The 12,630-nt window shown below is 39.4% G+C and carries 11 protein-coding genes; 8 read left to right on the top strand and 3 right to left on the bottom strand.

The features are described 5' to 3' along the window. The first annotated feature begins 38 nt into the window (after window positions 1-38). Entirely contained in the window at window positions 39-1,301 is a 1,263-nt protein-coding gene (locus IJ00_RS16750; protein ID WP_035159183.1) for a SufS family cysteine desulfurase, read from the top strand. A 145-nt stretch (window positions 1,302-1,446) separates the two neighbouring features. Here IJ00_RS16750 and IJ00_RS16745 read toward each other — a convergent pair whose 3' ends face one another. Continuing rightward, window positions 1,447-1,953: a peptidoglycan-binding protein gene (locus IJ00_RS16745; RefSeq protein WP_035154698.1), complete on the bottom strand. Its 507-nt coding sequence runs from the start codon at window positions 1,951-1,953 to the stop codon at window positions 1,447-1,449. A gap of 160 nt (window positions 1,954-2,113) precedes the next feature. On the opposite strand from IJ00_RS16745, the gene IJ00_RS16740 reads away from it, so the two are divergent. After that, complete coding sequence (locus IJ00_RS16740) at window positions 2,114-3,241, top strand: FAD-dependent oxidoreductase (protein WP_035154696.1); 1,128 nt, start codon at window positions 2,114-2,116, stop codon at window positions 3,239-3,241. Window positions 3,242-3,309: 68 nt separating this feature from the next. On the opposite strand, the gene IJ00_RS16735 is transcribed toward IJ00_RS16740, so the two are convergent. Next, window positions 3,310-4,320, bottom strand: coding sequence for an SGNH/GDSL hydrolase family protein (locus tag IJ00_RS16735; protein WP_035154694.1), 1,011 nt, complete (start codon window positions 4,318-4,320; stop codon window positions 3,310-3,312). A gap of 733 nt (window positions 4,321-5,053) precedes the next feature. Here IJ00_RS16735 and IJ00_RS16730 point away from each other — a divergent pair. From IJ00_RS16730 to IJ00_RS16720, 3 genes are all read left to right on the top strand, one after another. Further along, window positions 5,054-5,326 (top strand): GlsB/YeaQ/YmgE family stress response membrane protein, encoded by a 273-nt coding sequence (locus tag IJ00_RS16730; RefSeq protein WP_035154692.1) that lies wholly within the window; start codon window positions 5,054-5,056, stop codon window positions 5,324-5,326. 525 nt (window positions 5,327-5,851) lie between these two features. Further along, the gene (locus tag IJ00_RS16725) at window positions 5,852-6,430 is read left to right on the top strand and encodes a hypothetical protein (protein WP_035154690.1); all 579 of its coding nucleotides are present in this window, start codon (window positions 5,852-5,854) and stop codon (window positions 6,428-6,430) included. A 364-nt stretch (window positions 6,431-6,794) separates the two neighbouring features. Then, a complete protein-coding gene (locus tag IJ00_RS16720) occupies window positions 6,795-7,133 on the top strand; it encodes a P-II family nitrogen regulator (RefSeq protein WP_035154688.1) in 339 nt (112 codons plus the stop codon). 65 nt (window positions 7,134-7,198) lie between these two features. Here the strand turns inward: IJ00_RS16720 and rdgB are convergent, their stop codons facing one another. Further along, window positions 7,199-7,771, bottom strand: a complete 573-nt coding sequence (gene rdgB, locus IJ00_RS16715; RefSeq protein WP_035154686.1) for an RdgB/HAM1 family non-canonical purine NTP pyrophosphatase — start codon at window positions 7,769-7,771, stop codon at window positions 7,199-7,201. Between the two features lie 1,112 nt (window positions 7,772-8,883). On the opposite strand from rdgB, the gene IJ00_RS16705 reads away from it, so the two are divergent. The 3 genes from IJ00_RS16705 to IJ00_RS16695 are packed head-to-tail and all read left to right on the top strand — an operon-like array spanning window position 8,884 to window position 12,600. Beyond that, on the top strand, window positions 8,884-10,305 hold the full coding sequence (locus IJ00_RS16705; protein ID WP_046814836.1) for a hypothetical protein: 1,422 nt from the start codon (window positions 8,884-8,886) through the stop codon (window positions 10,303-10,305). 10 nt (window positions 10,306-10,315) lie between these two features. Further along, window positions 10,316-11,554, top strand: coding sequence for a capsular biosynthesis protein (locus IJ00_RS16700; RefSeq protein ID WP_035154685.1), 1,239 nt, complete (start codon window positions 10,316-10,318; stop codon window positions 11,552-11,554). Window positions 11,555-11,556: 2 nt separating this feature from the next. Beyond that, on the top strand, window positions 11,557-12,600 hold the full coding sequence (locus IJ00_RS16695; RefSeq protein ID WP_046814835.1) for a glycosyltransferase family 4 protein: 1,044 nt from the start codon (window positions 11,557-11,559) through the stop codon (window positions 12,598-12,600). The last annotated feature ends 30 nt before the right edge of the window (window positions 12,601-12,630 follow it).

Here is a 12,630-nt window from a genome sequence, read left to right as displayed (position 1 = left end):
TCACCCAGCAACAACCAAAATATCCCATCCCCAATCCCATGACTTTCACCCCCATTAAAACCCTAGCCGAAAAAGTCCGCGCTGACTTCCCCATTCTCCATCAGCAAGTCAATGGTAAACCCCTGGTATACTTAGACAACGCGGCTACATCTCAAAAGCCCCTCGCCGTCCTCAATACCCTCCGGGATTACTACACAGGCTATAACTCCAACGTCCACAGAGGCGCTCACACCCTGAGTTCTCAGGCAACTGATGCCTATGAAGGGGCACGAGACAAAATTGCCGCCTTCGTAAATGCCGCATCACGCAATGAAATAGTTTATACCCGCAATGCCAGCGAAGCCATTAACCTAGTTGCCTACAGTTGGGGAATGAATCACCTGCAACGGGGAGATGAAATCATTCTTTCAGTCATGGAACACCATAGTAACTTGGTTCCTTGGCAATTTGTGGCTCAAAAAACTGGTGCAGTGCTGAGACATGTGGAATTGACACCAGAAGGAACTTTCGATTTAGAACATTTCCAAAAGTTACTTTCAGACAAGACAAAATTAGTCTCCATAGTTCATGTTTCCAACACCTTGGGTTGTATTAACCCTGTCGCAGAAATTTGCCAATTGGCACAGAAATTTGGAGCCAAGGTATTAATTGATGCTTGTCAGAGCGTGCCCCATATGCCTATAGATGTGCAGCAAATCGGCTGTGATTGGTTGGTGGCATCTGGACATAAAATGTGTGCCCCAACAGGAATAGGCTTCCTCTACGGCAAAGAATCAGTCTTAGAAGCCATGCCGCCATTTCTCGGTGGTGGGGAGATGATTGCTGATGTCTTTTTAGACCATTCTACCTACGCAGAATTACCCCATAAATTTGAAGCTGGTACTCCGGCAATTGGAGAGGCGATCGCCCTCGGTGCAGCAATAGACTATCTCAATCATCTGGGGATGGAACAAATTCATACCTACGAAGCAGAATTAACCGCATATTTATTCCAAGAATTAGGCAAAATTCCCCAAATTAAAATCTACGGTAACAAACCAGATAGCCATGGTTTTGGCAGAGCAGCATTAGCTTCCTTTACTGCGGGTGAGGTTCACCCCAATGATTTATCTACATTATTAGATCAAGAAGGTGTGGCAATTCGCTCTGGACATCATTGTACCCAACCCTTACACCGCTATTTAAATATATCTGGTACTGCCAGAGCTAGTTTATCTTTCTACAATACCCGTGCAGAAATTGATGTATTTATCAAAGCATTGAAAGATACCCTCGACTTTTTTAATGGTTTGTTAGGGTAATTGGGGCAAATAATTCTATTCATAAAATAGTACTCCCTCAGATGAGTCTGGGGGAGCATATTCAGCAGTTTATTAGTAGTTAAGCAGATTTAAAACTTCAGTCACATATCGGCTTTTGCCACAGCTTAAATATCTTTGGATAAACTTAACAGAAAACAGTGTTGATTTTGCTAATTTCAAACCAGGTGCGATCGCCAACGATACCATCAACGGGTAAACCTGTATCCGTTTGCAGTTGTTTCACTGCTGCTTCAGTTTTTGCACCAAAGCTAGAATCAATTGCACCCACATTATAGCCACCGATCGCCAGTCTTTGTTGCATCAATTTCACTAAGTTGCCGGTGCTACCTTTTTTGAGAATTGGCATATCTACGGGAGCATTTAAAAACAGCGATCGCCAGGTTTTGTTACCAACAACTCCATCTTGAGTTAGGAACATTTTACCTTGGAAAAGCTTCACTGCGGCTTCTGTTTTCGCACCAAAAACACCGTCAATTACTTCTGTTCCTGGGAATACACAAGCACCACTGCTACCGATGAAAACATACATCCCGTAATTGAGAAGCAGCTGTTGTAATTCCTTAACTTCTGCACCTTTAGAACCAACTTTCAGTACTGGTTTGTTAAGTTTAGCGTTAGGTGTAACTGTCATGATTCGTATCCTCTTATTATTGTGTTGACTAAATAGGTAATCAACCTAGAAAATCAACATTTCGCAGGAATCATGGTACACACGGGGGTACTATTTTGGAGAGCAGATATGATATCGGCGTCTTGCCTATGATTCTTTGATTTGATATATTCAATTCACGATGAAAAGTATAGTTCTAGTGGGTGGTGGACATAGCCACGCCATTGTCTTACAAAAATGGCAGCATCAACCCCTGGCAAATGTCAGCTTGACTGTGATTACCCCACAAGCACAAACTCCTTATTCTGGAATGTTACCCGGTTATATCGCCGGATTTTATCACTATCCTGAATGCCACATAGATATCAAGCAACTAGCCCACTCTGTTGGTGCAACTCTATATATCGATACAGTAATTAATCTAGATTTAGAGAATAAACGAATAATTTGCGAACATCAAGCACCAATAAATTTTGATATTGCTTCCATTGATATTGGTAGTACTCCTGCCACAATCAATATACCTGGAGCCGGGGAATATGCAATTCCAGCCAAACCTGTAGATAACTTACTCAACCATTGGCATCAATTACTCACAGAATGCCATAGAAATCCAGATTTAGCCTGGAAAATAGCCATAGTTGGAGGAGGTGCGGGAGGTATAGAACTCGCATTCGCCATTCAAGGACATTTGTCACAATTCACAGATAATCTAGAAGTAAGTCTACTACATCGAGGAGATGAATTACTACCAAACTACCCTTCCTCAACCAGAAATATCATACAACGAATATTAGAAGAGAAAAATATCAAAGTATTTTTAAGAGAATCTGTCAGAGCAATCAGTCAAAATCCAGATACCAGTTTAAATATTATTTGTGAATCCAGTTTCCAAGTTACTTGTAATAGAGTTTTCTGGGTGACACAAGCATCCGCTTCACCATGGTTAAAACAAACTGGATTGACAACCGATAGTCAAGGTTTTATTTTAGTCGATGATACTTTACGCTCCCTATCCCATAGCCATGTGTTTGCGGCTGGAGATATTGCCACCATGGTAAACCATCCTCGTCCCAAAGCAGGTGTATTTGCAGTTCGACAGGGTAAACCCTTATTCCGCAATTTACAGCGAGTTATCTCCGGTAAACCCCCCATACCCTTTATCCCTCAGAAGGATTATCTCAGTTTAATTGGTACAGGAGATGGGAGAGCGATCGCCACACGGGGTAAATTTACCCTCCCACCTCACAAATTTATCTGGCAATGGAAAGATATCATCGACCGTCAATTTATGAAAAAATTTAATTAGTAGCAAAATAAGAGTAAAAATTTAGGTTATAGGTGCAAAGATATTAGCTATTTCCTAATTATCCAGAACTATAAACTTTTACTTTTTGACTGTTGACTAATTTTAGCCAGAGTTAATCTCGCTTCGACTCTTTCCAGAGCAGCTTGCCAGACTTGATAACCTTCTTGACTTAAATGTAATCCATCTGTTGTTAAATCTTCTCTTAAATCACCTTGAAAATCTGCAAACCAAGTATAAAGATTAATAAAATTTGCTTTTTCCTGTTGGGCAATCAACGCTAATTGATAATTTAAACGGCGAATACGTAAATTAGAAACTGTTGTTAAACGAGTTGGTAAAATTGACTGAAGAATAATTACGCTTCGAGGATGATTTTGTCGTAAAGTTCGGACAATGCGCCGATGATTTGTCAAGATAACTTCATCCGTTGTGCCTTTACGTAAATCATTAATCCCAGCCATAACATAAATTACTTCTGGCTTTGTTTTCGCAAAAGCAGACAACCTCTTGGCAATTCCTACCGAAGTATCTCCAGAGATACCCTGATTTAACCATAATTTTCCTCCAGGCAACTTTTCCCTGGGAAACCACATACTCAGAGAATCACCCACAATCACACTCAGACGGTTTTTACCCTGTCCCTCGGCGATCGCTCTCCCTTCCATCGCTAACAAGCTTTTCCAGTCTTCATAGGTCAATTGCTTCTTACTCTGCCGTAGAGCTTTCAAATCACTCTCATCTAAACGTGTGTAAATTTGACCATCTTTTAAAGCCGCTAAACGATGATAGTACAGTTGACTTCCAGAAGCAATCTTCCGTATCGGCTGGTAACTCGTTCTCACTGACACCGGTTCCGGTTTGGCGATCGCCTCCTGACTAAATTCTGGCAAAGAAGTACCCATCTCTGGAGTAAACAATGGGTTACTCGTCTTATCGTCGGATGCGGGTATACCCTCTTTCACATCCCACTGCAACTTACTATGATTATCCGATTCCAATAGTGACAGTTGCGTCAGTGTAGACACTGGTACAGCAAATCCTGTCAATAAACCTGCTGCCAACAGATATACATCCCTCATCCCGTAATTTTCTCCTCTTACTGCTCCTCTTTCCCTATCACAGTCCTAAGTAACCTTATTCAGGAAATTTCTGCATTAGCTAAATTATTATCTTTATTTACACTGTTTCGGCTCGGTAAATCTCACAAATAGAAGCGCGTTCACAATATCTTTATATTTTTCTCTCAGTAAAAGATTTTCTAGAATGCTTGTGGAATCAGGGATGAGGGCTGTTTCGCAGAATTTCTACATCAGTAAGGGAATTTACAGTTTCATTAAAACTACTGTAGTGAAAATTACGGACTTCTGGGGTATTTGAGGCAAGAGACAGGAAAAATCCATGGTAATAACACGCAGTGACTTAGCTAGCAAGAAATAAATTCACACTTAGCGCCAGTGCAATCCTGGTTTCTCTATTAAGGAAAAATCTCTGGCATCAATACCAGAAAAGTCATATTCAGCGAAGCAAGCATATCTTACATACTCTTGGCTAGAAGCAGGCAATTAACTAAGGATAAAAAACTTTAAATTTAGTCTGTACAAGGCGAGAAAACAGTAAACAAAAGTTGATAATTGTGAATTTTATTGTCAATGATTGGCAGATAGTATTTTGTAATGTCAACTAACTTTATATCAATATTCTTTAGGTTATATTTTATGGCAAAAAAACTCTAAATATTTATCTCTTTCGATAGAAGATAACTAAAAATCTAATTGATAAATTAGTAGGCAAGAGTAAATCAGGAATTTAATTATGAACTTAATCGCTTGGGTTGTTTTAGGTATTCTCGCTGGCGCAATAGGAAAAGCGATTTACCCTGGTCGTCAAGGTGGCGGCATTTTAGGAACAATGATTCTCGGTGTTATTGGTGCTTTCATCGGCGGTAGCTTACTCACCTTCTTCCAGACGGGAAGTCTACAGCTAACGGCAGCAACTTTGAGCATTCCCGGAGTATTTGTTGCCGTACTTGGTGCAATTATTGCCATCTTCCTCTGGGGTTTAATGACTCGCCATAGTGCTGTATAGAATCCATGACAGAAATTAAAAAAGTTAGCTCTGAAAATGCGGGCTAGCTTTTTTTATAATTTGGATAATTTACTATGGGCAGAAAATAAGATTTTTACAAAAACTAATTTTTACCTGTGACGATAGAGAAAAACTAAGCAAGAAAGAGTATAAACTCTCACTTTCATATTTTCCCCAACTTCTTTTGCCTACCCCCTTCCCCATTCTGCTTTTTTCTATTATCCTTGGGCATAGTTTCCTGGTTGTCTACAAAAAAGAAACTTCTACGGCTAAAGGACGTATATACCTTTGGCGTTATAGCGTTTACCAAGCAAGTGAAGTACACCCCACCCGCGCTGTCGCGCACCCTCCCCTTGCCAAGGGGAGGGTTGGGGAGGGGTCATTTTGTATCTCATCTGGGAACGGCTATATCATGTGTTGACGGTTGTAACGAAGGTAAGCTTCTGAGTATCAGGGGAATATATTTGCTGCAACTCTGCTGAAAATAACCAGGAACAATTAGTTTAAGGTTGACTATTTGCATCCATGCGAACAATTACAAACTCTGTAGACAGCTATCAAATGAGTGCGCCCACTCAAGCATACTCTCCTTCAGTACCACTTTCTGTGTACCGTGAATTAGGAACAGAACTACAAGCAGCACAGGCAAAAATTGATGCCCTAGCTACGCAAAATCAGCAACTTGTGCAAGAAAACCAAATGTTACGCCAAGAAATTGCGAAAGCGGTTAAATCCGTTTTAAGCTTACAAAACTTGGTTGAGAAATCCACTCAGGAGGAAACAAATGTCAAAACAACTGTTAGATCTGTAGATACTTCGGTAGCAACTTCCCAAGCATCACGTCAAGCAACAGCGACTCCTGTCAAGAAAAGGATGAGTTACACTAATGCTGTGATACCTTCATTTATACCAGTTGACCAGCCTCTTGCTGATGAAGCAGTATTAGTTACAGAGCAAGAAGTCCGCTATCATCCTTCCCAGGAAAATGAACCCGAAGAAATTAATGGTTGGTGGTTAACACTGATTATTTTCTTGACTGTACTGATGGGATTTGGTGCTGGATATTTGGTAATACGCCCATTTTTTGGAGGTTCTAGCCGCTAGCAGTGGTTTTTGACCTCACACACTGCCAATATCAAAGAATAATCTTATTTTCTGTTACATAAGCCACAAAATATTGATAAATTGAGGTATTTTTTTAATATCTCCAAATTTCCGGAGATAATTGTTGCTAGCTCAGATTGCTTCTAAATGTCTAACTAGTTGCCCATGGAAGGATAAATGTGGTGGTAATTACACACACTAAAAGATGAATAAAAAGAGTATTCCCCTGATTTGCATTTCCTGAGGACTCTATATTCTTCCATTGTGTAGTTAGATGTGGCGTTATTAGTTACAGCAGAAGTCAGAGGATCTGGTTAGATAAGTTAAGTGAAGCTACTATCGTAGGTCAGGAGACAAAAGAAAGATGAGAAAAGTAGAAGCGATTATTCGCCCCTTTAAGTTAGACGAGGTGAAAATTGCCTTAGTAAATGCTGGTATCGTCGGGATGACTGTTTCGGAAGTCAGAGGTTTTGGCAGACAAAAGGGACAGACAGAGCGTTATCGTGGTTCTGAGTATACTGTGGAATTCTTGCAAAAACTGAAATTAGAGATTGTTGTGGAAGACAATCAAGTTGATATGGTGGTAGATAAAATTATTTCTGCTGCTCGTACAGGGGAAATCGGTGATGGCAAGATTTTTATCTCCCCCGTGGAGCAAGTCGTGCGAATTCGTACAGGGGAGAAGAATACAGAAGCTGTTTAGTATGATATTTGGGTAATAGGTCATAGGCAATTTGGGTTAATTGCTTAGGGGTAATATTTTATTGATTACCCATTACCCAATTTTTGCAAAACTTCCAGAAAAGCTTTGCCACGATGACTAATTTTGCGTTTCTGTTCTGGTGTCATCTCTGCATAGGTAAGTTGCATTTCAGGAACATAGAAAATTGGATCGTAACCAAAACCACTATTTCCGCGAGGTGCAAATAGGATTTCTCCGGAACAAACACCTTGAGTTTCTAGAGCGATCGCCCCATCTGGAGTTGCGATCGCCACTGCACAGACAAATTGAGCCTGTCTTTGTGATGTATCACCTAATTCCCGTAATACCCTAGCAATTCTCTCTGCATCATTGCTACCATAACGGGCAGAATATACTCCTGGCGCACCATTCAGGGCATCCACTTGTAAACCAGAATCATCAGCGATCGCCCAATTACCTGTAGCCTGAGCTACTTGAGAAGCCTTTAAACAAGCATTAGCAGCAAAAGTATCACCTGTTTCTTCAACATCTAACTCTGGGGGTTTGAGAGTTAATTCCCAAGGAGTATCTTGGAGATAGGCTTGCATTTCCTTGAGTTTACCAGGGTTGCCTGTAGCGACAACGAGTAGTTTGGTCATTTTTGGGTAGTCATTGGGTCAGAACTAAATTTTATGCAGTTTTTGTCCTGTTTTAAAATAGTCGTTTGAATAATTTATCCGTGTGACGAGAAACTGTGTTGCACTATTTTGTGCATTCTTGGGTACTACGCAACCGCGATCATCTTTAGTTTACAGATAATTTAAAAATGGCGATCGCCAATAAATATATCTCTTTCAGGTTCCCAAAATAGACAAATAGTTAAATATATTGATTTTGAGTTTGTCAATAATTAAACTTGAGTATTTTTTCGTTAAAAATATACTACAGTATTTATACTAGTGATAATTTATTCATTTAACCATACTTAAACAAAGCTTAATCTTTATCAATCGGAATTATTTTTCTAGAAGTTTATCAGTATTTATGACTATGGGCAGTATGATAAATTTCAGAGATTAGACTCTTAGAAAAAATATCTCGGCGGATAATTGGGTACAACACTTGCCCAGATATATTTTCAGCATTCTTGAAAGGAAACGAGGCACAAGATAATTTCTCAGTTCCCTCATCCAAGATTTTCCCAAATGCACTAGCATCATCTTTATTCAGAGACATTCAGCCACAAACACATCAAAAAACATACTTAATAAAATCAAAACAAATAATACATTTAGTACTTAAACCAATTCATCTGCGAACAAAATATCAGTAGGTACGGATAGGCGATCGCGGGATTTTCTGAGAAGGATGAGATAAAAGAATAAATATTCAATTGAAATCTGTAATTAGTCAATGATTTCACCTATCGGTGTATTTACAAATAGTTGAAAATCTCCGTAATTTTGGTGATAAATCAAATCCTTTCAGCTACAGATGAAAATAGTAAAAATATTAGTTTTACGGTTATTCAAACTTAGACCATTCCCATATATTTGAATAGCCTATGACTAATTTCATGGCTATAACATTTGCAATTTTCATACTTGCCTACTATCTACCTATACAAGAGAATTTTCCCAAACACCGGACAAAAATTACATTAAATGCAAATATGACAAATTTATTATCCTACTCCTTTCGCCCAAGATATCCCTGCATATCAAGTTATGTCTGCCGTCTCTTGTCTCAGCTTGCTAATTAATATGTTCCTATGACTCAGATAAGCCTATCTTCAGCACTACCAAGACTCAAAATTCAAGTTAGAAAATTATCTTTATTTTATTTAGGATTAGGACTATTACTAAATGGCTCGATTTGGTCAGGTATTATTTACTATTTACAAGTAACCAAGCCTAGCTACACCAGTGAATGGTCGCTAATCATGCCCGGTTCTGCACCAGGAGTCAACGTCAATCTACCAAATATTGGACAAGCCGAATCTTCCAGTAGTTCACCTTTTGGTAGCCCCAGTTCCGATCCCCGTGCCAACTATCAGTACATGCTCGCCAGTGAACACATACTGAAAGCAGCAGCCGAATCCATGGGTGTAGTAGCCAAAGAGTTTGGGAAACCAAAAATCAAACTTATTGATAACACTACAATTATTAATATCAAAATTAACGGAGAAAGTCCCGAAATATCCCAAAAAAAAGCCTATGCTATCCAAAATGCTCTGAATAGCGAATTACAAAGACTACGCACAGAAGAATTAGTCAAGCGAGATAAAGGGATGCAATATACCCTCAGTTCCGCTAAAACTAAACTAGAAAGAGCGCAAATTCGTTTATCTCGTTATGAAATAGAATCAGACCTAAGTTTTCCTGAACAGCTCAAAGACCTATCTGTAAATATAGAACAGCTGAGAAAACAACGGGTAGAAGTCATTAGTGAACAAAAACGTACAGCGCAACAACTACAACAACTCAGCACCAGTTTAGGTATTTCTCCAGAACAAGCCAACGAAGCTTTTATTCTCCAAGCAGATCAGATTTTTCAACAAACTCTCAAGGAGTATAGTGACTCAACAGTCAAACTCAATAGCCTCAGCGCGAAATGGACAAGTAGCCACCCAGAAATAGTTCAGGAAAAACTCAAACAAAACATTGCTAAAAATGCATTGATTAAAAGGAGTCAAGTACTTTTAGGTAAAACCTTTGCTCCACAGACTTTGGCATATCTGCAAATTGGCAGTAGTGATAGTGGTACCAATCGAGCCAGCTTATTTCGGGATATGGTAGCCACCCAATCTCAAAATCAGGGTTTAACTCAACAAGTACAAACCTTAGAGCAACAAATTCGTCTTTTAGAAAAGCGTCTAGATGCTTTTGCCCGTAAGCAATCTGGTTTAAATAATCTCAAACGAGATTTGCAGACAGCAGAAACAGTATTTGCATCAACTTTAGCCAAAATAGATTTAGGTAAATCAGATATTTATAGTGCCTATCCTTTGGTGCAAATGTTGGAAGCACCCACATTACCGGAAGAACCCACTTCACCAAAAACTAAGTTGATATTAGCTGGTACAGCTGCTGGTACAGGGATGATAACGATCGCCCTGTTTATGTTCTGGTTTCGTAGCTGCTTTCCTAGTCACAATCAACCCCGAAAAAATTCTCCCCTAGGGGAAGGTTGATGTACTAATCATGAAACCAGAAAATTTTGCCGAGAGAGTCATTTGGTATACCTGCATCGGCACTTATGGATTTTACTTCACAGGTACAATTTATCTTGTCGGCTCAGTTGTCGGCTGGATTTTATTCTACGATGTAGTGCGTCAATTCTGGCAGAAACCAGAGAAGTTACGTAGCATTCCCGGCGGTATCTGGATGTGGATTATGGGAATGGTTGTAATGCAAGTTGCATTAGTAATGGGTCATCTTGACTTTAACCTGGAAACTGGACAAATTATTAAGTCTAGTTTTGGTTGGGCAAAGGGTTGGGCATTATTAGCAATTCTACCCTTAGCCGGGGTTCTAGATATCAGACCCCAATTACTGTACCGCCTAGCTTGCCTCATCGGTTTACAAACCCTGATTATCTTTCCCTTCTTCCTAGCTGCCTACTTGTTACATCTACCCCAACAACCTATCACCTATCCCTTTGGTTTTTTGGGTGTACCAGAAGATTTTTTCTCTATTTCCCTCTATGGCATCGATCCGAGTAATCATGCTCCTCGCTGGCAATTATTTACACCTTGGGCACCAGCCCTTGGTTTTATGGGTAATGTCTATTTCTTTCTTGCCTTGGCAGAAACTAGCCGTCGATGGCGTTACATCGGGATATTTAGTGCCGTTTTCATGTGCGTAATTTCCGTATCTCGTCTGGCATTATTATCAATTCCCATTGTTTGGGGGTTGACATGGTTTTTATCTCACTTACATCGTCCCCTACTGTTACTGCTCCTAGGGTTAGTGACTTCTATGAGTGGTTTAATTGCTCCCACAGTCTTAGATTTGGCGGAAACTGCGGCAGATAAATTTAGTTCTGCGAGGGCAGACTCTTCCCGTGTACGAGCAGCTTTAGGAAGAATTGCTCTTTACCGTTGGGAAAACGAAGCGCCCATTTGGGGACATGGGATTGTGGAAAAAGGTCCCCATTTAGTTGAGTATATGCCCATTGGTTCCCATCACTCTTGGTATGGATTGCTATACGTGAAAGGAATTGTGGGATTACTAGCTTTGGCAATCCCTATGATTTATAGCGTTATTGATTTAGTTTTTAAGTCACAAAATAGCAGAATTGCCCAAGTCGGTTTAAGTATGACGCTGATTTTGTGGTTGTATACCTTTGGCGAAAATCTAGAAGTTTTAGCTTATCTCTATTGGATTGCCCTAGTAATGATGGGCATTGCTTTTAAAGAAAAATCTCCTATTTTCTCATAGCTATGAAAAAACCTACCATACTTCACATTTTAAATGATATCAATACTGGAGGAATTGTTTCTAATCTCAAGGGAATACACAATTCTCGTCTCTCCCAAAATTATGATTTTCAAATTTTAGATATAAAATCTGCCAAAGCAGCTTTACCTTCTTTAAAACCAGATTTAATTATTCTCAATCAAGTATGCAATTGGCGCTTTCTGCCAGACATTTTTTGGTTGAAACAATTTGCCAAAATTCTCATTCATGAACACCATTACTCCCAGGGTTTTGAAGAACATAATGTTACACACAAAATTCGATTTCGTTCTATGTTACGTCTCGCCTATGGATTGGCAGATTGTGTAATTGCTGTTTCCCAAGGGCAAGCAAATTGGATGAAAGAAGCCAAGTTAGTCAATCAAAAAAAGGTAAGATTCATTCAGCAATGTCCAAATTTAGAGAGATTTTTTAATGTTTCTTCTCAAAATATCCATCAACCTTTGAGATTAGCAACCTATGGTCGCTTTTGTCCTCAAAAAGGTTTTGATATCCTCATACAAGCCATGGAAGCATTGCGGCATTATCCCGTGGAGTTAGTGATTGGTGGTTATGGTGAAGAGGAAGAAAAACTTAAAACCATGACAGCAGATAACCCCAATATTCACTTTGTTGGCAAAGTTCAGGATGTTCCCAAATTTTTAGAAGAGTGTGATGTGGTTGTAATTCCCTCCCGTTGGGAACCCTGGGGAAATGTCTGCTTAGAAGCCAAAGCTGCGGCAAAACCGGTAATTGTCTCAGATATCGATGGTTTAAGTGAACAAATAGATAATTGTGGTGTACTTATCAAACCCAATGACAGGGAAGAATTGACTAGGGTAATTGGGGCGATCGCCACCCAGAATCATGGAGAATTACTTGCTTGGGGAGTTAACGGACGAGAATCAGTCAAGCATAACTGGGAAAAATATTTAACTAGTTGGGAAGAAACTCTATCCCAATTAATTACCAAAAAATCTTATAAGGGAATATATTTATCGTCAGAAATATATAAATCTGCTAATTAAAATAAATAAATTTTATTTTGTTTAATGGGT

Origin of the sequence: Calothrix sp. 336/3 (assembly GCF_000734895.2) — a bacterium.
GTDB lineage: Bacteria > Cyanobacteriota > Cyanobacteriia > Cyanobacteriales > Nostocaceae > 336-3.
Note: the sequence above shows the minus strand (reverse complement) of the source record. Positions and strands in the feature narration are given on the sequence as shown.

What these genes read in the sequence shown, in the direction of transcription:
- IJ00_RS16750 (WP_035159183.1), top strand. Translation starts at nt 39, where the DNA reads ATGACTTTCACCCCCATTAAAACCCTAGCCGAAAAAGTCCGCGCTGAC.
- IJ00_RS16745 (WP_035154698.1), bottom strand. Translation starts at nt 1,953, where the DNA reads ATGACAGTTACACCTAACGCTAAACTTAACAAACCAGTACTGAAAGTT.
- IJ00_RS16740 (WP_035154696.1), top strand. Translation starts at nt 2,114, where the DNA reads ATGAAAAGTATAGTTCTAGTGGGTGGTGGACATAGCCACGCCATTGTC.
- IJ00_RS16735 (WP_035154694.1), bottom strand. Translation starts at nt 4,320, where the DNA reads ATGAGGGATGTATATCTGTTGGCAGCAGGTTTATTGACAGGATTTGCT.
- IJ00_RS16730 (WP_035154692.1), top strand. Translation starts at nt 5,054, where the DNA reads ATGAACTTAATCGCTTGGGTTGTTTTAGGTATTCTCGCTGGCGCAATA.
- IJ00_RS16725 (WP_035154690.1), top strand. Translation starts at nt 5,852, where the DNA reads ATGCGAACAATTACAAACTCTGTAGACAGCTATCAAATGAGTGCGCCC.
- IJ00_RS16720 (WP_035154688.1), top strand. Translation starts at nt 6,795, where the DNA reads ATGAGAAAAGTAGAAGCGATTATTCGCCCCTTTAAGTTAGACGAGGTG.
- rdgB (WP_035154686.1), bottom strand. Translation starts at nt 7,771, where the DNA reads ATGACCAAACTACTCGTTGTCGCTACAGGCAACCCTGGTAAACTCAAG.
- IJ00_RS16705 (WP_046814836.1), top strand. Translation starts at nt 8,884, where the DNA reads ATGACTCAGATAAGCCTATCTTCAGCACTACCAAGACTCAAAATTCAA.
- IJ00_RS16700 (WP_035154685.1), top strand. Translation starts at nt 10,316, where the DNA reads ATGAAACCAGAAAATTTTGCCGAGAGAGTCATTTGGTATACCTGCATC.
- IJ00_RS16695 (WP_046814835.1), top strand. Translation starts at nt 11,557, where the DNA reads ATGAAAAAACCTACCATACTTCACATTTTAAATGATATCAATACTGGA.